Annotated in this window: 13 protein-coding genes; 8 read left to right on the top strand and 5 right to left on the bottom strand. The window is 69.7% G+C overall.

What is annotated here, in order from left to right:
- Positions 1-12: 12 nt before the first annotated feature.
- The 4 genes from DEJ47_RS26700 (at position 13) to DEJ47_RS26685 (ending at position 8,228) form a co-directional block, all read left to right on the top strand.
- Positions 13-2,163 carry a protein kinase domain-containing protein gene (locus DEJ47_RS26700; RefSeq protein ID WP_150172380.1) on the top strand — a complete coding sequence of 717 codons (2,151 nt, stop codon included), beginning with the start codon at positions 13-15 and terminating at the stop codon, positions 2,161-2,163.
- A gap of 84 nt (positions 2,164-2,247) precedes the next feature.
- On the top strand, positions 2,248-6,768 hold the full coding sequence (locus DEJ47_RS26695) for a DUF6531 domain-containing protein (RefSeq protein ID WP_150172378.1): 4,521 nt from the start codon (positions 2,248-2,250) through the stop codon (positions 6,766-6,768).
- On the top strand, positions 6,740-7,285 hold the full coding sequence (locus DEJ47_RS26690) for an SMI1/KNR4 family protein (protein ID WP_150172376.1): 546 nt from the start codon (positions 6,740-6,742) through the stop codon (positions 7,283-7,285). Before DEJ47_RS26695 ends, DEJ47_RS26690 begins: the two co-directional genes overlap by 29 nt.
- A 313-nt stretch (positions 7,286-7,598) precedes the next feature.
- Positions 7,599-8,228: a helix-turn-helix domain-containing protein gene (locus DEJ47_RS26685; protein ID WP_150175882.1), complete on the top strand. Its 630-nt coding sequence runs from the start codon at positions 7,599-7,601 to the stop codon at positions 8,226-8,228.
- 19 nt (positions 8,229-8,247) lie between these two features.
- Here the strand turns inward: DEJ47_RS26685 and DEJ47_RS26680 are convergent, their stop codons facing one another.
- Entirely contained in the window at positions 8,248-9,273 is a 1,026-nt protein-coding gene (locus tag DEJ47_RS26680; RefSeq protein ID WP_150172374.1) for a 6-phosphofructokinase, read from the bottom strand.
- A gap of 303 nt (positions 9,274-9,576) precedes the next feature.
- On the opposite strand from DEJ47_RS26680, the gene pta reads away from it, so the two are divergent.
- The 3 genes from pta (at position 9,577) to pyk (ending at position 14,406) form a co-directional block, all read left to right on the top strand.
- Positions 9,577-11,658: a phosphate acetyltransferase gene (pta, locus tag DEJ47_RS26675; RefSeq protein ID WP_150172372.1), complete on the top strand. Its 2,082-nt coding sequence runs from the start codon at positions 9,577-9,579 to the stop codon at positions 11,656-11,658.
- A 25-nt stretch (positions 11,659-11,683) separates the two neighbouring features.
- Complete coding sequence (locus tag DEJ47_RS26670; protein WP_150172370.1) at positions 11,684-12,901, top strand: acetate kinase; 1,218 nt, start codon at positions 11,684-11,686, stop codon at positions 12,899-12,901.
- A gap of 74 nt (positions 12,902-12,975) precedes the next feature.
- Positions 12,976-14,406 carry a pyruvate kinase gene (gene pyk / locus DEJ47_RS26665; RefSeq protein ID WP_150172369.1) on the top strand — a complete coding sequence of 477 codons (1,431 nt, stop codon included), beginning with the start codon at positions 12,976-12,978 and terminating at the stop codon, positions 14,404-14,406.
- Positions 14,407-14,482: 76 nt separating this feature from the next.
- Here the strand turns inward: pyk and DEJ47_RS26660 are convergent, their stop codons facing one another.
- The 4 genes from DEJ47_RS26660 to DEJ47_RS26640 form a co-directional block, all read right to left on the bottom strand.
- The gene (locus tag DEJ47_RS26660; RefSeq protein ID WP_150172367.1) at positions 14,483-15,805 is read right to left on the bottom strand and encodes a hypothetical protein; all 1,323 of its coding nucleotides are present in this window, start codon (positions 15,803-15,805) and stop codon (positions 14,483-14,485) included.
- Positions 15,795-16,355, bottom strand: a complete 561-nt coding sequence (locus tag DEJ47_RS26655; protein ID WP_150172365.1) for a DUF6114 domain-containing protein — start codon at positions 16,353-16,355, stop codon at positions 15,795-15,797. The genes DEJ47_RS26660 and DEJ47_RS26655 overlap by 11 nt, the downstream gene beginning before the upstream one ends.
- Positions 16,356-16,514: 159 nt before the next feature.
- Entirely contained in the window at positions 16,515-17,147 is a 633-nt protein-coding gene (locus DEJ47_RS26650) for a DUF6230 family protein (RefSeq protein ID WP_150172363.1), read from the bottom strand.
- Between the two features lie 643 nt (positions 17,148-17,790).
- Positions 17,791-18,774 carry a tetratricopeptide repeat protein gene (locus DEJ47_RS26640; protein WP_150172361.1) on the bottom strand — a complete coding sequence of 328 codons (984 nt, stop codon included), beginning with the start codon at positions 18,772-18,774 and terminating at the stop codon, positions 17,791-17,793.
- Positions 18,775-19,090: 316 nt separating this feature from the next.
- On the opposite strand from DEJ47_RS26640, the gene DEJ47_RS26635 reads away from it, so the two are divergent.
- Entirely contained in the window at positions 19,091-19,732 is a 642-nt protein-coding gene (locus DEJ47_RS26635; RefSeq protein WP_150172359.1) for a TetR/AcrR family transcriptional regulator, read from the top strand.
- Positions 19,733-19,808: the final 76 nt, after the last annotated feature.

The following is a 19,808-nucleotide window of genomic DNA, read 5'->3' as shown; positions in this document are numbered from 1 at the left end:
GGAGGCGGTCCGGTGCGGGGGCGGTTGCTCAACGGCCGTTACGAGCTGCTCGCGCCGGTCGGCGCGGGCGGCATGGGAGAGGTCTGGCGCGCACGCGACACGCGCCTCGGCCGCGAGGTCGCGGTCAAACTCCTGCTGCCGGGGCCGACGACGTCCGAGGACGAGCGACGGGAACTCCTGGCCCGCTTCCGCCAGGAGGCCCGCGCCGCCGCCTCCCTGGACAGCCCGTACATCGTCGCCGTCCACGACCACGGCGAGGACGACGGCACCCCGTATCTGGTGATGGCCCTCGTCCAGGGCCGCTCACTGGACCAGATCCTGCGCGAGCGCGTCCGCGTGCCCGTGGCGGACGCGCTGCGCTGGGCGGCGGACATCTGCCGCGCCCTGGACGTCGCGCACGCGGCAGGCATCGTGCACCGCGACATCAAGCCCGGCAACGTGATGGTGACGCCGGACGGCACCGCGAAGGTCGTCGACTTCGGCATCGCGACGTTCATGGAGCGCGCGGCGGGGGACGCGCGCCTCACTCGGAGCGGGCAGCTGCCGTTCGGGAGCGTGCCGTATCTGGCGCCGGAACGGTTCCGCCAGGAGCCGGGCGACGGACGGACGGACCTGTACGCGCTGGGCTGCGTACTGTACGAACTCTGCACCGGCAGGCCCCCGTTCGTCGGTTCCGCGGCGGGCGTCATGCACCACCACATCAACGACGAGCCACTGCGCCCGAGCGCGGCGCGCCCCGAGGTGCCGCGGCCGGTGGAACGCCTGATCCTGGACCTCCTGGCGAAGGACCCGGCGGACCGCCCGGCGGACGCGGCGACGACGCTGGCCCGCTTGCTGTCGGCAACGGGCCCCCTCCCCGCGCCATTGGTGATCCAGAAGGACGACACCCCGCCGAACATCCAGGACGAGGTCACAAGGCCCCCCTCGACCACGAAGACGACCACCGTGCCCGTCGGCCCGGACCCCGCTCGCCCCGCCCGCCGCCTGCTGCTCCCCGCCGCCCTGATCCTCGCCCTCGGCATTCCCACGGGCCTCGGCATCCGCGCCCTCGCCGCGCCGGACACGAGCCCCGAGGAAACCGTCTTCAAGATCGGCGTGGCCCACAGCTACCGGCACGTGGGCGGCTCGGCGGACGGCGGCAACGCCCTGGGCACGTACGCGACGTCGGAGTACAAGCAGTTCACGACGCAGCAGCTGCGCACGGTCGAGTCAGCCTTCGCGGAAACACTCGGCGACAAGCACGGCGAAAAAGGCCGCTTCCGCGTCGTCCCCGTGACCGCGGACCCGGACGTGAGCAGCCGCGAGCTCCTGGCCGAGCACCCGGACATGCTCGCCGTCATCGGTGACACCGTCGACTTCTCCTGGGTGCACGACACGGACGAGGCGTTCCTGCCGGAGATCAGCACGTGTCACGAGTACGCCCACGCCGGGGGCGCGTTCGCGATCCCCGCGGACGACGCGCGGCAGGGCGAGGCGATCGCCCACTACCTCCGCTCCGAGACCGACGCGCGCCGTGTGCTCGTCGCGGAGGACAGGCTCTGGGTGGACCGGGAGGACGGCATCGGTACGGCACTTCGCAGGAACGGCGTCACCACCGAAGCCCTGGACGTGACACCCGACAAGGTGAAGACATCCCAGATCCGCTCGCTGGTCGCCGAGGCGCGGGCGGACGCGGTCGTGGTCCCGACCGGCACGCCGGTCGACGTATGGGCGGAGAAGCTCCGGGCCGGCGGCTTCGAGGGCCCGGTGATCAGCCAGGGCGACCAGGAGGGCACCTGCGCGGACTCGAAGGAACGGTCGGCCGAGGAGAAGAGGGACGGGGCGCTCCCCGACGGCGTCATCCGCGTACGCAACTACGCGGCCGAGCCCGACGACAACCTCCCGGCACGCGGCAACGAGGAGCTGTACGACGGCGCACTGGCCCTGGCCAAGGCACTGACCGCGCTCCCCGAGGACGACACCTCACCCACGTCCCTCCGCCACACCCTGGACCGCGAGCTTGAGCACGTCTCCGTCAACGGCGTCCAGGCCGAGGTCACCTTCGAAAAACGCCGCTCGGCGAGGGCGCGCCCCGTCTGGTTCGACCGCCGGGACGAAAACCGATGGGAGGAGATCGGCAAGGTGGCCAAGACCTACACCACGACCCGCCACTGGCCCACGTAATCGCCTTCACGTGACACGGACTCATTCGATAGCTTCGCTCGTGCGTACGGTGACGGGTGGGGCAGCGGGGGCGGGGGAAGTCGTATGGGAAGCCACCGACCGTCGGACTGGCATGTGCTGGACCTGGAGCAGGATCCGACGCCGGGTGATCCGCACCGGGTGCGCTCGCTGGCGAAGAACCTCCACGACTTCGCCGACGACGTGGGCAGGGTCCTCCGTGACATCAAGGGGATGGCGGGCGAGGACGCGGTCCTGAAGTGGGTGGGCAAGACCGCCGATGCGTTCACGGAGAAGTTCGAGGACGCCCCGGACAAGCTGAAGAAGCTCCGCAAGTCCTACGAGATGGCGGGCGACGCGCTGTCCGCGTACTGGCCCGAGCTGGAGCGCGCCCAGACCCTCGCCGACAAGGCGCTGGTCAAGGGCCGCGAGGCACAGGCAGACCTGAGCAGCGCCAAGTCCCGGCTCTCCTCCGCCGATTCCTGGGTGGAGCGGGCGGGCAAGGAAGCCGACAAGTACAAGGACAAGCCCGGCGGCGGCAAGGACGTGCCCAAGCCGGACGAGGACAAGGTCCGCGCCGCCACCCGCAACGCGAACTCGGCGGAGAAGGCGCAGAAGTCCGCGCAGGGCGACGTGGATGCCGCCAAGAGCGCGCTTGAAGCGGCGAAGAAGATGGCCGCCGATGCCCGCAAGATGCGCGAGGAAGCCGCGGGCACGGCGAAGAAGAAGATCGACGAGGCCTCCGACGCGGGCATCCCGAACCGCAAGTGGTGGGAGGAGGTCGGCGACTGGGTCTCCGACCACTGGGACACCATCGTCGCGGTCTGCAAGGTCGTCGTCGCCGTCGTCGGGATCATCGCGATGATCGTCGGCGGGCCGATCCTCGCCGCCATCGTGATCGTCGCGGGCGCCATCGTCCTGGCCGACACCTTGAGCAAGTACGCGAAAGGCCAAGCCACCCTCATGGACGTGGCCTTCGCGGCCATGGACTGCATACCCGGCGGCAAGGGCCTGACCACTGTCGGCAGACTGGCCAAGGGCATGAAGGGGCTGGGCAGGGGCGGCCTCAAGGGCATGGCCAGGGGCCTCAAGAACGGCCTGCGGCGCGGCGCGGACGACGTGGCCACCAGCAAGCCCGGCAAGGGCCGCTGCAAGAACGGCGACCCCATCGACATGGTCTCCGGCGAGATGATCATGGAGGAGACGGACGTCGAGCTGTCGGGCCTGCTGCCGGTCGTACTGCGGCGCACGCACCTGTCCACATACACGTCCGGCCGGTCTTTCGGCCCGTCGTGGGCCTCCACGCTGGACGAGCGCCTCGAACTCGACCACGAGGGTGCGGTGTTCGCCTCCGAGGACGGCATGATCCTCACCTATCCGGTACCCGAACCCGGCACCCCCGTCATGCCCTTGCACGGACCGCGCCTGCCCCTCGACTGGGATGGCACCCCCGGCGCTCCGATCCGTATCACCGACCCCACCACCGGCCTCACCCGTTGCTTCACCCCCGTCGCCCGAGCCGCCGGGAACGACGCGGCGTTTACTCTGCCGCTCTCCGCGATCTCGGACCGCAACGGCCACCGCATCGACTTCGACCGCGCCGCCGACGGCACTCCTGTCGCCGTACACCACTCCGGCGGTTACCACATCGACGTCGACACTGACCGCGGTCGGGTCACCGCGCTGCGCCTGCGCGACCCCGAGGCGGGACCCGCCGGCACTACGCTGCTGCGTTACCGGTACGACGCCGACGGCAACCTCGGCGAGATCTTCAACTCTTCCGGCACGCCCTTCAGGTTCACCTATGACGAGCGTGCCCGCGTCACCTCATGGACCGACCGAAACGGTTCCTGGTATCGCTTCACGTACGACGAACACGACCGTTGCATACGCGGGGAGGGCATCGACTCCATCCTCAGTTGCACGATCACCTACGACGCGGAGAAAAGAAAGACCCGCTACACCAACTCCCTCGGCCACACGACCACGTACGTCCACAACGAACTGCTGCAGCGCACGGCGGTCACCGACCCGCTCGGGCACACGACCCGCAGCTCCTGGGACCGGTGCAACCGCCTCCTTTCCTTCACGGATTCTCTGGGCGGCAGCACGACCTTCGACTACGACGAGTCGGGCGATCTCGTCGCGGTCCACCACCCCGACGGGACGACCGAGAGAGCCGAGTACAACGAGTGGCACCAGCCGATCACCACCGTCGGCCGGGACGGAGCGATCTGGCGGCACGCTTACGACGAGCGGGGCAACCGGGTCCGGACGACCGACCCGGCGGGCTTCACCACTTGCTACGCGTACGACGACCGCGGCTGCCCCAGCGCCGTGACCGACCAGCTGAACCGCACCAGCCTTTTCGAGTCCGACGCGGCGGGGCTGCTGGTCGGCGCGACGGACCCACTGGGGAACAGCGCCCGGATCGAACGTGACGCCTTCGGGCGGGCCGCGCTGGTCGTCGACGCCTTGGGCCGCCGTACCCGCACAGGGTGGACGCCCGAGGGCAAGCTTGAATGGCGCGAGGAAGCAGACAGCGGCGACCGTGCACAGTGGGTGTGGGACGGCGAGGGCAACCTGCTCGAACACCGCGATGGGGCGGGGCGCCTCACACGATTCGACACAGGCGCTTTCGACCTGCCCGCCGGCCGCACAGGGCCGGGCGGCGAGAGCTACCGCTTCACCTACGACACCGAGATGCGCCTTGTCCAGGTGGCAGACCCGCAGGGGCTTCGCTGGTCCTACGTCTACGACGAAGCCGGGCGCCTCGTCTCCGAGACCGATTTCAACGGGAGAACACTCACCTACGTCCACGACAGCGCGGGCCGTCTCAGCGCACGCACCAACGCCGGCGGCGAGACCGTCTCGTTCACTCGTGACGCCATGGGCCGCACCATCGCCCAGACCACCGCGGACGGCACCACGACGTACGCGTACGACGCCGCTGGGCGCCTCATTCATGCCAACAACGGCCCCGTCGATCTCCGCTTGGAGCGCAACGTCCTCGGGCACGTCACCACCGAGGACATCAACGGGCGTCTCACGGCCTACACGTATGACGCGCTCGGCCGTCGTACGGCTCGCAGAACGCCCGGCGGGCACGTCTCGGAATGGTCCTTCGACGACGCCGACAGGCCGTGTCTTCTCTCGTCCGCAGGCCGGACACTGGCCTTCGACCACGACCCCATGGGCCGCGAGGTCACCAGGCGCCACAGCGATGTCTACACCCTCACACAGTTCTGGGACTCCGCCGACCGACTCATCGGACAGACGGCGACGGCGCACCCGGAGGGCTCCGGGAGGCTCCTTCAAGAGCGCACGTACACCTATCAACAGGATGGGCGACTCGCCGAGCTCAGGGACCGTCTGAGGGGCACGTACCGTTTCACGTCGGGTGCCGACGGCCGCACAACGGCGGTTACCGCGGAAGGCTGGACCGAACAGTACGCGTACGACACGACCGGCAACCTCACTCACGCGGAATCTCCCCACGGGCGCACCACGCAGGGCTCATCCAGCGCCGGTGCCCGGGAGTTCGTCGGCACGTTGATCCGGCGCGCGGGCCGCACCGTCTACGAGCACGACGCGCAGGGCCGTCTGACACGAAAGTCACGTCGGCTGCTCAATGGTCGGACACGCACCTGGACCTACACCTGGAACGCGGAAGACCGGCTGGTCGAGACGGCCACTCCCGACGGACAGCACTGGCGGTACCTCTACGATCCGGTCGGCCGCAGGGTCGCCAAGCGGTGCGTGAGCGCGTCCGGAGACACGCTTCAGGAGATCCGGTTCAGCTGGGACGGCACACGCCTCGCCGAACAGGCGGACAGCGGCGGATCCGTGACCACCTGGGACTACACACCGGGAAGCCACAAGCCGGTGGCTCAGACGGTGTACGGCGACGAGACGGACGCCCGCTTCTACTCCATCGTCGCCGACCTCGTGGGAACTCCGAAGGAACTGATCGACGAGACGGGCAAGATCGTCTGGCGGCACAGGGCAACTGTCTGGGGCGCCACGCTTCCTGTCGAGCCGGGGCCGGTCGACTGTCCGTTGCGCTTTCCCGGCCAGTACGCCGACGCCGAGACCGGACACCACTACAACTACCACCGGCATTACGACCCGGAGACGGCCCGGTACATCTCGCCCGACCCGCTCGGCCTCGAACCCGCTCCCAATCACCACGCCTATGTCGCGTCGCCGGACCGGACGTCCGATCCACTGGGGCTGGCCCCGGACGAGTGCGTACCGGAAGGAATGGATCCGGAGTTTCCGACCATTCGCCTCGAAAACTACCGAGGAAGGTTTCAGGCGTCTCTCGCCCGCGACGGTCGTCAGCGCCTGCCCAGGGACTGGGACGCCCACCACGCCATACCTCAGGAGTATCGTGGCCACCCCGAGTTCACCGACTTCGATTTTGACCACCCATCGAACATGAGGGGAATTCTGGGGAGCAGGTCAGGGGGGCGGACCACAAATCACCATCAGGACATAACCAACCACTGGGCAGATTTCCGAGCAGCCAACCCCAATGCAACGAGAGCTGAGATCGAGAGTTTCAGCCGGACGATCGATGAGGGATTCCGTGACTATTACTGGTGAGTGGATCGAAGGCTGGGTCAGCCGGATGGAGGGGTACGCCACCTCCTTCACCGAGCAGTTCGAGCGGAAGTTCGGATACCCGCCGGACGAGAACTTCGTGGCGAGGGCTGCGGAGCCCTCTCCCGACCTCGACGAGTTGTCCGCTGCCGAAGGGGTGCCTCAGGACCTCGTCGCCTTCTACCAGAAGGTGGCCGAGGTGAGTCTCCCCGACATGGAATCGGGATACTTCATCCACCCGGTGGGGCACACCCTCTCCGGAATGCGGGGCGATCTGCCGACCAGGATCACGGGCAGCCGTGAGGACTCCGTGATTGTTTTCGGCTCGGACGGCGGGGGCTCGCTCTACGCACTGAGCGGAACAGACGGGTCGACCGTCTACCGGCTTCCTCCGTCCCGAGTCGAAGGCGGGGTCTATTCAGAGGGCGGTGTCCCGTGCGGAATAATCGCATCGACACTCACTGATCACCTGTCGGCAGTCGAGAGCGAGCTGAAAAGCCACCTCGACCCGACCACCTGAAGTCGCCCCGTTTCGAGCCGGCTCGGAGGCAGCTCTTCCACGCGCGGCGGGTGCCGGAGGGCTGGAGCAACTGCTCGGAGCGTGCCGAGCGGTACCGGCCCCTGTGCCGCCCCCGGTCCCCGTACCTTCCCACCAATCCGCAACCTCGTAGAAACACACCGTAGTCACCACCCCCACGGGCGCCTACGGTGTGCCCGTGCAACCGAGCCAAGCCGGCCAGCCGCCGCACCGCCCCCAGCAGCCCACGCAGCCCACGCAGCCCACCCCTCCCTTCGACTTCCCCGCAGCCCGGCGTCTCCGGGAGGCGCTCGGGATGGCGCACGGGCACGTCGCCTATGGGATGCGGGCCAGTTACGGGCTCGCCTACGTCACCGCCGACACCGTCGCCGCCTGGGAACGCGGGCTCGCCTCGCCCACGTCCGCCGAACTCACCGCGCTCGCCGCGACGCTGTGGTGCTCCCCCGGGGAGCTCATGGGGGCCGCGCGGACCCTGCGCGAGCACCGGATCGCGCGCGGGCTCGCGCCGGAGGACGTCGCGCGCGGGGCGGGCGTGGAGATCCAGGCGTATCTGCGGATGGAGGAGACCGACACGTGGCGGGGCAACGAACGGCAGTCCGCCGCCCTCGCCAAGGTCCTCGCCCTGTCCGTGCCCGACTTCGTGACCGTCACGGGGCGGGCGGAGCAGCTCGCCGAGCTGCTCCGCAGTGCCGTCGGCACCCGATGGCAGGGGTACGTGCGGCCCGTCAGCAAGCTGCTGCCCCTGGAGAAGCGGCACGTCGAGGACGTGCTGCGGCAGATGCACGAGGACTACCAGGCACGGATGGCGCGGACCCTGAGCTGGGGCGGCGGCGCCGGTTCGGACGCCTCCGGGGAGGCCGGGCGGGACTACCTGGAGAGGGTCCTCGAACATTTCTGGGCGTTGGTCCGTGGAGGGCGGGGCTGAGGACCCGCGCCCGGCGAGGTCAGAAGACCGACTCCGCCTCGTCCATACGGTCCTTCGGGACCGTCTTCAGCTCCGTCGTCGCCTCCGCCAGCGGCACCATCGTGATGTCCGTGCCCCGCAGCGCCGTCATCCTGCCGTAGTCGCCGCGGTGCACCGCCTCCACCGCGTGCCAGCCGAAGCGGGTCGCGAGGACGCGGTCGTACGCCGTGGGGGTGCCGCCGCGCTGGACATGGCCCAGGATGACCGGCTTGGCCTCCTTGCCGAGGCGGGTCTCCAGCTCGTACGCGAGCGCCGTGCCGATGCCCTGGAAGCGCTCGTGGCCGAACTGGTCGATCGCTCCCTTGCCGTAGTTCATCGTGCCGTCCTGCGGGTGCGCGCCCTCGGCGACGCAGATCACCGCGAACTTCTTGCCGCGCGAGAACCGCTCCTCGACCATGGCGACCAGGTCGGCGGGGTCGAAGGGACGCTCGGGCAGGCAGATGCCGTGCGCGCCGCCGGCCATGCCGGACTCCAGGGCGATCCAGCCCGCGTGGCGGCCCATGACCTCCACGACCATCACGCGCTGGTGGGACTCCGCGGTCGTCTTGAGGCGGTCCATCGCCTCCGTCGCCACGCCGACCGCCGTGTCGAAGCCGAAGGTGCGGTCCGTGGAGGAGATGTCGTTGTCGATGGTCTTCGGGACGCCGACGACCGGCACGCCCGCGTCGGACAGCATCCGCGCCGCGGTGAGGGTGCCCTCGCCGCCGATCGGGATGAGCGCGTCGAAGCCGCTGCGCTCGATGAGCTCCTTGGCGTTGTCGCAGGCCGCGCGGAAGCGTGCGCGCTCCAGGCGGGAGGAGCCGAGGATGGTGCCGCCGCGGGCCAGGATGCCGCTGACGGCATTCAGGTCGAGGGCGCGGTACCGCCCGTCGAGCAGGCCCGCGTAGCCGTCCTCAAAGCCGATGACCTCGTCGCCGTGGTGCGTCACGGCACGGTGCACGACCGACCGGATCACTGCGTTGAGGCCGGGGCAGTCGCCGCCCGCGGTGAGAATTCCGATACGCATCGCGCTGTGTCTCCTGCTCGCTGCTGGTACTTGTGAGCCGGTCCGATTGTTCCACGGCCGAAGGGGGGTCGCCGCTCACACATGTCCGACGGATGTGTGTCCGACGGCCGGGCGGGGACTTGGGGAAGGGGTGGGCGGGGACCTTCGTACCCCGCCCGCCGGGGCTTTCGTCCGGCGGGCGACCTAATCAGCCGCAGAGGTATTGTCAAGAGGACACAGCCGCGATATCGGGTACTTTGTCCGACCTCGGAGCGGCGACGGACCCACCCGACCTCGAAGAACTCGACGAAGGAGAGAGCACGCGTGACGCGCAGCGTGTACGTGACCGGCATCGACCGGGGCGACGGCCGTCAGGTCGTCGAACTGGGAGTCATGGAGCTTCTCACCCGACAGGTCGACCGGGTGGGTGTCTTCCGGCCACTGGTCCACGACGGCCCCGACCGCCTCTTCGACCTGCTGCGCGCCCGGTACCGGCTCTCGCAGGACGCCGCGTCCGTGTACGGCATGGACTACCACGAGGCGTCCGCGCTCCAGGCGGAGCAGGGCACCGACGAACTGGTCTCGCGGCTCGTCGACCGGTTCCACCGGGTCGCGAGGGACTATGAAGTCGTTCTCGTGCTGGGCACGGATTTCGCCGACACCCAGCTGCCCGACGAGCTCGCGCTGAACGCACGGCTCGCCAACGAGTTCGGTGCCTCCGTGCTGCCCGTGGTCGGCGGCAAGAACCAGACCGCCGAGTCGGTGCGCGCCGAGACGCGCAACGCCTACCGCGCCTACGACTCGCTCGGCTGCGACGTCCTCGCGATGGTCACCAACCGGGTCGCCCCGGCCGACCGGGACGAGATCCACGAGCGTCTCGACGCCCGCCTCCCCGTCCCCTGCTACGTCCTGCCGGACGAGCCCGCCCTCTCCGCGCCGACGGTCGCGCAGATCACCCACGCGCTGGACGGCCGCGTGCTGCTCGGCGACGACTCGGGGCTCGCGCGCGACGCCCTGGACTTCGTGTTCGGCGGCGCCATGCTGCCGAACTTCCTGAACGCCCTGACCCCGGGCTGCCTGGTCGTCACCCCCGGCGACCGCGCCGACCTCGTGGTGGGCTCCCTCGCCGCACACAGCGCGGGCACCCCGCCCATCGCGGGTGTCCTGCTCACCCTGAACGAGCAGCCGGGCCAGGAGATCCTCACCCTCGCCGACCGGCTCGCCCCCGGCACCCCGGTCGTCGCGGTCTCCGGCGGCTCCTTCCCCACCGCGGCCGAGCTCTTCGCGCTTGAGGGGAAGCTGAACGCGGCGACGCCCCGCAAGGCGGAGACGGCCCTCGGTCTCTTCGAGCGGTACGTCGACAGCGCGGACCTCCTCCGGCGCGTCTCGGCGCCCAGCAGCGACCGCCTCACGCCGATGATGTTCGAGCACAAGCTCCTGGAGCGGGCCCGCGCCGACCGGCGCCGTGTCGTGCTGCCCGAGGGCACCGAGGAGCGGGTGCTGCGCGCCGCCGACGTGCTGCTGCGCCGCCGGGTCTGCGACCTGACGCTGCTCGGCCCGGTCGAGCAGATCCGCAAGAAGGCCGCCGATCTCGGCGTGGACCTCGCCGACTCCGAGCTCATCGACCCGCAGACCTCGGAGCTGCGGGACCGCTTCGCCGCCGCCTACGCCGAGCTGCGCGCCCACAAGGGCGTGACCGTCGAGCTCGCGTACGACGTGGTGGCCGACGTGAACTACTTCGGCACGCTGATGGTGCAGGAGGGTCTCGCCGACGGCATGGTGTCGGGTTCCGTGCACTCGACGGCGGCGACCATCCGACCCGCCTTCGAGATCATCAAGACCAAGCCGGACGCCTCCATCGTGAGCTCCGTGTTCTTCATGTGCCTGGCCGACAAGGTCCTCGTGTACGGCGACTGCGCGGTCAACCCGGACCCGAACGCCCCGCAGCTGGCGGACATCGCCGTGCAGTCGGCGACCACCGCCGAGCAGTTCGGCGTCGAGCCGCGGATCGCGATGCTGTCGTACTCGACGGGCACGTCCGGTTCGGGCGCCGACGTCGACAAGGTGCGCGAGGCCACCGAGCTGGTGCGCGAGCAGCGCTCGGACCTCAAGATCGAGGGCCCGATCCAGTACGACGCCGCCGTGGAGCCGTCGGTCGCGGCCACGAAGCTGCCCGACTCGGACGTCGCGGGCCAGGCCAGCGTGCTGATCTTCCCCGACCTGAACACCGGCAACAACACGTACAAGGCCGTGCAGCGCTCGGCCGGCGCGATCGCCGTCGGCCCGGTCCTCCAGGGCCTGCGCAAGCCGGTCAACGACCTGTCCCGGGGCGCGCTCGTCCAGGACATCGTCAACACCGTCGCCATCACGGCGATCCAGTCCCAGCCCCAGCCGCCGACCCAGTAACCCCCCACAGAAGGTGTCTCGATCAGTGACCGCCACGCGCGTACTCGTCCTCAACTCCGGCTCGTCGTCGGTGAAGTACCAGCTCCTCGACATGCGGGACAGCTCGCGTCTCGCCGTGGGCCTGGTCGAGCGGATCGGTGAGGAGACCTCCCGGCTCAAGCACACCCCGCTGACCGGCGGCGGCGCCGAGCCCCGTGAGCGCGAGGAGCCGATCGCCGACCACGAGCAGGCGCTGCGGGCCGTCGCCGACGAGCTGGCCGCCGACGGGCTCGGCCTCGACTCCCCCGAGCTCGCCGCGATCGGCCACCGCGTCGTCCACGGCGGCCTGAAGTTCACCGAGCCGACGGTCGTCGACGACGCGGTCATGAAGGAGATCGAGCGGCTCGTCCCCGTGGCGCCGCTGCACAACCCGGCGAACATCACCGGTATCCGCACCGCGCAGGCGCTCCGCCCCGACCTGCCGCAGGTCGCCGTCTTCGACACGGCGTTCCACACCACGATGCCGGAGTCCGCGGCACGTTACGCGCTGGACGTGAAGACCGCCGACGAGCACCGCGTGCGGCGCTACGGCTTCCACGGCACGTCCCACGCGTACGTCTCGCGCAAGACCGCGGAGCTGCTCGGCAGGGCGCCCGAGGACGTCAACGTCATCGTGCTGCACCTGGGCAACGGCGCTTCGGCGAGCGCGGTGCGGGGCGGCCGTTGCGTGGACACGTCGATGGGGCTCACGCCACTGGAGGGGCTCGTGATGGGTACCCGTACCGGTGACATGGACCCGGCGGTGATCTTCCATCTCGCCCGGGTCGGCGGAATGTCCATCGACGAGATCGACATTCTGGTCAACAAGAAGAGCGGTCTGATCGGTCTCTGCGGCGACAACGACATGCGGGAGATCAGGCGCCGCATAGACGAGGGTGACGAAGAGGCGGCTCTCGCCTTCGACATCTACATCCACCGTTTGAAGAAGTACATCGGCGCCTATTACGCGGTGCTCGGCCGGGTGGACGCCATCGCGTTCACCGCCGGGGTGGGCGAGAACGCCGCCCCGGTGCGGGAAGCGGCGGTGGCGGGCCTGGAGGAGCTGGGTCTCGCGGTGGACGGCGCACTCAATTCCGTACGTTCCGACGAACCCCGTCTCATTTCGCCGGAGTACGCGCGTGTGGCCGTCGCCGTGGTGCCCACCGACGAAGAACTGGAGATCGCCGATCAGACGTATGCATTGGTCAGTGGCCGCAACGCCTGAGCGCCTGTCCGCCCATTTGTAGATTCCACCAGACGGAATATTCCGTAGCGAAACAAACCGATAGGATCGCCCCCATGCGCCGTTCCAAAATCGTCTGCACGCTGGGCCCCGCCGTCGACTCCGAAGAGCAGCTCGTCTCGCTGATCGAGGCCGGCATGAACGTGGCCCGATTCAACTTCAGCCACGGCACGCACGCCGAGCACCAGGGGCGGTACGACCGCGTCCGTGCGGCCGCCGGGAAGACCGGCCGTGCCATCGGCGTCCTCGCCGACCTCCAGGGCCCGAAGATCCGTCTGGAGACCTTCGCCGAGGGTCCCGTCGAGCTGGTGCGCGGTGACGAGTTCACCATCACCACCGAGGACGTCCCCGGCGACAAGTCCATCTGCGGCACGACCTACAAGGGTCTGCCCGGTGACGTCTCCAAGGGCGACCAGGTCCTGATCAACGACGGCAACGTCGAGCTGCGCGTCGTCGAGGTGGACGGCCCGCGCGTGAAGACGATCGTCGTCGAGGGCGGTGTCATCTCCGACCACAAGGGCATCAACCTGCCCGGCGCGGCCGTGAACGTGCCCGCCCTGTCGGAGAAGGACATCGAGGACCTCCGCTTCGCCCTGAAGATGGGCTGCGACATGGTCGCCCTGTCCTTCGTGCGCGACGCCAACGACGTCAAGGACGTCCACAAGGTGATGGACGAGGAGGGCCGCCGGGTCCCCGTCATCGCCAAGGTGGAGAAGCCGCAGGCCGTCGCCAACATGGAGGGCGTCGTCGCGGCGTTCGACGCCGTGATGGTGGCCCGTGGCGACCTCGCCGTCGAATACCCGCTCGAGAAGGTCCCGATGGTGCAGAAGCGCCTTGTGGAGATGTGCCGCCGCAACGCCAAGCCGGTGATCGTCGCGACCCAGATGATGGAGTCGATGATCACCAACTCGCGCCCCACGCGTGCCGAGGCGTCCGACGTCGCCAACGCGATCCTCGACGGCGCCGACGCGGTCATGCTGTCGGCCGAGTCGAGCGTCGGCGCGTACCCGATCGAGACCGTCAAGACGATGTCGAAGATCGTGACCGCGGCCGAGGAGGAGCTGCTCTCCAAGGGCCTCCAGCCGCTCGTGCCCGGCAAGAAGCCGCGCACGCAGGGCGGTTCGGTGGCCCGTGCCGCCGCCGAGATCGCCGACTTCCTGGGCGGCAAGGCCCTGGTCGCGTTCACCCAGTCCGGTGACACGGCCCGCCGTCTCTCCCGCTACCGCGCGGCCCAGCCGATCCTGGCGTTCACCACGGACGAGTCGACCCGCAACCAGCTGACGCTGAGCTGGGGCGTGGACACATACGTCGTGCCGCACGTCGACAACACCGACGCGATGGTCGAGCTCGTCGACGCCGAGCTGATCAAGCTCAACCGCTTCAACGACGGTGACACGGTCGTCATCACCGCGGGCTCGCCCCCCGGCGTCCCCGGCACCACCAACATGGTCCGGGTGCACCACCTGGGCGGCGGCGAGCGCGACTGACGTCGGCCCGCACGCGCACCTACGGCGAGGGCGCCCCCTGGATCAGGGGGCGCCCTCGCCGTAGGTCCGGCCGGTGTCAGCGGTCGATCGTCTGCTCCAGGCCCGGCACCGTCAGGGTGCCGCCGAACTGGGCGGCCTGCACGACCTTCACCTTGGTGAAGTACGCGATGGGAACGTTCAGCGGCGGCGGGTGCTCGGGGTCGAAGACGATCGGGATCAGCCCGAACAGGTTGCCCTGGAGCCGCTCCGTGTACATGATCGTCTGCCCGTCGCGGATCGTGGACGTGGAGCCCGCGTCCGCCTTGATGTGGTACTTGGAGCCGTCGGGGCCGGGGGCGATCTGGTGCAGGTCGCCGATGTCCGTGCCGTTGTCGACGGTGAACTTCAGCGCCTGCTTCTTCTTGCCGCCGGCCGTCGTCAGGTTCACGACGCCCTTGTAGTCGAGGCCCTTCAGGAGCAGGGAGCTGGCCTCCAGCTCCCACGGGTCGTCCGGGATCGGCACGGGTGTCGTCTCGGCGTCGCCGTCGACCTTCTTCTCGACCACGCACGGGAACGGCTTCTTGCCGTCCGCGTCCGGAGCCATGGGGTCCGCGGACTCCTCGGGCTCTTCGGGCTCGTCCTCGACCTCGTCCGTCTTGTCGTCGAGCTCGTCGGCGGCGTCCTCGACCGGCTTCGTGACCTTGTCCGTCGTGTCCTTGACGGTGTCCTCGGCCTTGTCGCCCGCCTCGTCCTCGGGGGACTTCGTCTCCTCCGATGCGGAGGGGGACGGTGTCGCGTCCGGGGACTTCTCGTCGGCGGGCTCGTCCGGCGCGTCGGCGGGCTTGTCGGGCGTGAAGACGTCCTTGAGCGCGTCGCCCACGCCCAGCGGGTCCCAGGGGTTCTTGGTCTTGGAGGGCGTGGGGTCCGGCTCGGGCTCCTCGGCCGTGTCCTTGTCCCCGGTGCCGGAACCGGCCTTGTCCGTGCCGGTCTCGTCGCCGGAGCCGGTCTCGGCCTTGTCCCCCGAGGAGGAGGGCGTCGGCTCGGTGGAGTCCTTGTCCGTCTCCTTCTCGCCCGCCTCGCCCTTGGCCGCCTCGCCCTGCTCCGCCTTCTTCTCGGCGTCCTTGGCGTCCTTGGCGTCCTTGGCTTCCTTCTCGACGTCCTTGGAAGCGTCGTCCGGCGCCGTCACACACGGCCCGTCCCGGAAGGGGTTCTTCGGGACGCCGGGCTTCGCCTGCGCGAGCGTGGGCGTCAGGCCCATTCCCATGAGCACCGCACTCGGCATGGCCGCGAGGGCTATCGCCTTGCCCGCGGGCATCTGCAGACGGGTGAGCAGCGGCTTCCTGGGGGCCGCGTGCCGCGGCCCGGATCTCGCACGGGACTCCCCCGCGCGGTCGTCGTGGTGCACCTCGTCAGCCTGCACGGTGCCTCCCGTTCGTCCCGTCCACCGGGCTCGTTGCCGACAGATCGTCGTTGGCGCTCGCACCGTCCACACCGTTCGGGGCGCCCGCGACCGCGGGCTCGGACGCCTTCTCCGTACGCCCCTTCGCGGCCTTCGCGCCCTTGGCGGGCATGCTTCCGGGCTCGCCCCAGGCGATGCCGAGGGCGCCGCCGATCAGTGCGAGCAGGAAGCCGATGAGGAAGCCGCCGATGTTGGAGACGACCAGGGAGACCAGGGCGAGCAGGATCGCCGCGACACCCGCGAAGACGCGTGTGTGCACCTGGAACCACATGGTCAGACCGAGCACCATCAGGAGTACGCCGATGATCAGCGAACCCGCTCCCGCCGTCGTGGCCAGGGCGAGCGTCAGGTTGCCGAGCTTGATGTTGCCGTAGGGCAGGTAGGCGATCGGTACGCCGCCAAGGATGGTGAGGAGGCCTGCCCAGAACGGGCGGGAGCCCCGCCAGGCCCGGAACTTCCTGCGGTAGACGGCGAGGAAGTGGTCGTTCGGCCCCGGTGACTTGGCGCTCATGGGAAAACAGCTCCTTGGAACCGGCGGTACGTGAATTCGGTGAAGCTCTGTGGTGGCGGGCGGGAGAGTGGATCTCCCCGCCCGCCCGGCCAGCCGCTGCCCCGAGCCCGCCCTGAAGCACCGGCGGGTCAAGGGCTCAGCGAGTGCTCAAGCGAGTGCTTAGAAGCACTCCTTCTTGCCCTTGTGCAGCTTCATGTTGAGGCCACTCAGCTTGAAGGTGCCGGCGCTGGTGGCCCAGGCCGTCTGCTCGATGTTCTTCAGGATGGCGCGGTCGGCTTCCTGGGCGAAACCGTTGGGGTTCGCCTGCTCCTTGCCGCCCTTCATGCCGGGGCCCTTGGTGGAGGACCCGGCAGCGACACCGATGTTGATGCCCCTGAACTCGGCGTCGGCATCGAGCTGCGCCACGTCGATGTACAGGTTCTTGGCCTCGACGGGCTTCTTGCCGCCGCCCGCGTTCAGCTGGAGCGTGACGTCGCCGAGCACCGGGATGTGCGTCACGACGGACTGGCACATGTTGGTGATCTTGGCCTTCTTGAAGGCGGAGACCGACACGGGGTGGGCGGCCTTCTTGCCCTCCATGTCGACACCGACGTCAACGCCGCCGTACTGAACCATTCCGTGGCCGTCGAGCTTGTCGGCCGACACCTTGAACGACTGGCCGGACACACTGAACGATGCCGCGAGCGCGCCCTGCGAGAGGGCGACGCCTATCGCGGCGGTAGCCGCGACGCTCGGCACCATGACCACGGCGAACCGCTTCCATCTGGTTCCGCCACGAGCCACAGATTCCATGACTTTCCTCCTTCTCGGACGTACATCTCCGGCCCTGACTGGTCCCTTTCGGGCGGCTCAGCCGGGCAGGGATGGGAGAAGTGCTACGTCCTCGGGAAGGAGAGCGCCCGCATCGGAGGCGCGCAACCGCACCACGTTCACCGGCGATCACCCCCGAGCGACAACCACTGGTCGCGCCTGACGCATCACGCACAACCTCGCGGACAGGCCCTGCCGGTGACGGCAGAGACCCCCCTGTCCAGACCGGCGACGGCGTCACCGGCCTGCTCGGTGGGGACCCGAAAGGCCCGCTCCCGACTGGCTTTCGGGCTGCGGGTCAACGGACCGAGCGTGGCCGATCGTGGTGCATTCTCGGCCCCCGCACAAGGGGGTTCGTTACTGGCTAGTAACGGCCGGATAACCGAAGCGCGACCGGGCGGTATCGGTCGGGCACGGACGGTGGCCCCGAACCGCGTCGCAGAACGGGGCATCATCGGACGTATCCACGCAGAGGGAAGCCGATGTCTTACTCGCAGTAACAGTGGCCGCATTTGCCAAGTTTTGGCAAAGTGCGGCCACTGTGACGTCTGGGAACAGACTTTTCACTCCGGCATCACAGTGCCCCGCGTTTAGGGACTGGTCAGCCGGGGGTGCGGGATCAGGGTCAGAAGAGGACTCGGGCGAGCGCCGTGCGCGCCGACGTCACGCGCGGGTCCTCGCCGCCCACGACCTCGAAGAGTTCGAGGAGCCGCACCCGCGCGGCGTCCCGGTCGTCGCCCGCGGTGCGCCGGACCGTGTCGATGAGCCGCCCGAAGGCGTCCTCGACGTGGCCGCCCACCAGGTCCAGGTCGGCGGCGGCGATCTGCGCCTGCACGTCGGCCGGGCGGTCGGCCGCGTCCTTGCGGACCGCCTGCGCGTCCAGACCCTGCACGCGGTGGAGCAGTTCGGCCTGGGCGAGGCCCAGCTTGGCCTCGGTGTTAGCGGGATCGTCGCTGAGCACGTTCTTGTACGCCTGCACGGCACCGTTGAGATCGCCCGCGTCCAGCGCCTGCACGGCCGCTTCGAGCAGGGCGTCGTGCGGACCGGCCGGCACCTCCGGCGCCGCGGGGGCCTGTCCGCCCTGCGCGTCGGCGTCGACGACGAGACCGGTCAGACCGAAGCGCTCCTCGCCGACCTGGATGAGCTGGTCCAGGGTCTGGCGGATCTGCGCCTCGGGGGCGGCACCCTGGAAAAGGGGCAGGGCCTGTCCGGCCACCACCGCGAAGACAGCCGGGATCCCCTGGACCCCGAACTGCTGCATCAGCATCTGGTTCGCGTCGACATCGATCTTGGCAAGGAGGAAACGGCCGTTGTATTCCTGCGCGAGCCGCTCCAGGAGGGGGCCCAGCTGCTTGCACGGCTCGCACCACTCGGCCCAGAAGTCGATGACGACCGGGACCTCGGTGGAGCGCTGCAGGACGTCGCGCTCGAACCCCGCCTCGTCGACCTCGATGACGAGGGAGGCCGGGGAGATCGCGGCGCCCGCCGCACCCCCGCCCTGCCGGGCCGCTTCGGCGCGCGCCTGCTCCGCCTTCGCCTTGGCCTCCTGGGCCGCCTTCACCGCGGCGAGGTCGACGACTCCGCTCATGGACATGTTCCGTGGCTGCATGAGTACATCCTCCCCCAAGCCGTGCGGGAACCGTGCCCGTCCGTGACCCTCCGCCGGAATGCGGGGGTCGGGGGCGGCACGGTTCGAGTCCCTGTGGAGACCGGCGGACCGGTCGCGGGCCCGGGGTCCCCACCTCGGGCCGGTGGTCGTGCTGCGTGTGGTTGTCACTCGTGGCGTCCGCTCACGGCTTCCGCTCGTGGCTTTCGCTACGGGTCGTAGCGTAACTGTCCGCTCCCGGGCCTGGGGAGGCCCCTTGCGGTGATCTCCCTCACGCGGCACCCCGAACGGCTACGTACTGACCGGTATGGTCGCCGCCATGCAGAGCCGTACGACGTCCTCCACGCCTCCCGCCCGCACCGGCGGCCGCCCGCGCAGCGCGGCCGCCGACGCCGCGATCCTGGAGGCGACCCGGCAGGGCCTCGTCGAACTCGGCTGGTCCAAGCTGACGCTGGGCGCCGTCGCCACGCGCGCGGGCGTCGCGAAGACGACCCTGTACCGGCGCTGGGCGGGCAAGAGCGAGCTGGTCGTGGACGCGGTGGCGGAGCTCTTCGACGAGCTGGAGCTGCCCGACCGGGGCAGCCTCGCCGCGGACATCGAGGGCGTCGTCCTGCAGTTCGCGGTGCTGCTCGGGCGGCCCGAGACGAAGACGGCGCTGATGGCGGTGGTCGCGGAGTCCACGACGGACGAGCCGCTGCGGGACCGCATCCGCGCGTCCATCGTCGACCGCCAGAAACGGCTCGTCCTCGCGGGCCGCGAGCGGGCCCAGGAGCGCGGCGAACTCCCCGCCGAACCCGACGCGGTCTCGGCGGGCCGCACGGCCGACCTCATCTTCGACGTGATCGCGGGCGCGGTGGTCCACCGCGCGCTGGTCAGCGCGGAGCCGGTGGACGAGGAGTGGGCGAGACGGTTCACCCTGCTCCTGCTGGGAGGCCTGGCGGCAGCAGCCGCACAGTCCTGAACGGGTGCCGGAGGCACGGCTCGGCCAGGGGCGCGGGGAACTGCGCGACCAGCCCCCACCGGCTCGCGGCGAACCG

This window comes from Streptomyces venezuelae (assembly GCF_008642355.1).
In the GTDB taxonomy this organism is placed as follows: Bacteria; Actinomycetota; Actinomycetes; order Streptomycetales; family Streptomycetaceae; genus Streptomyces; species Streptomyces venezuelae_B.
This window is presented reverse-complemented; position numbering and strand designations above follow the sequence as displayed.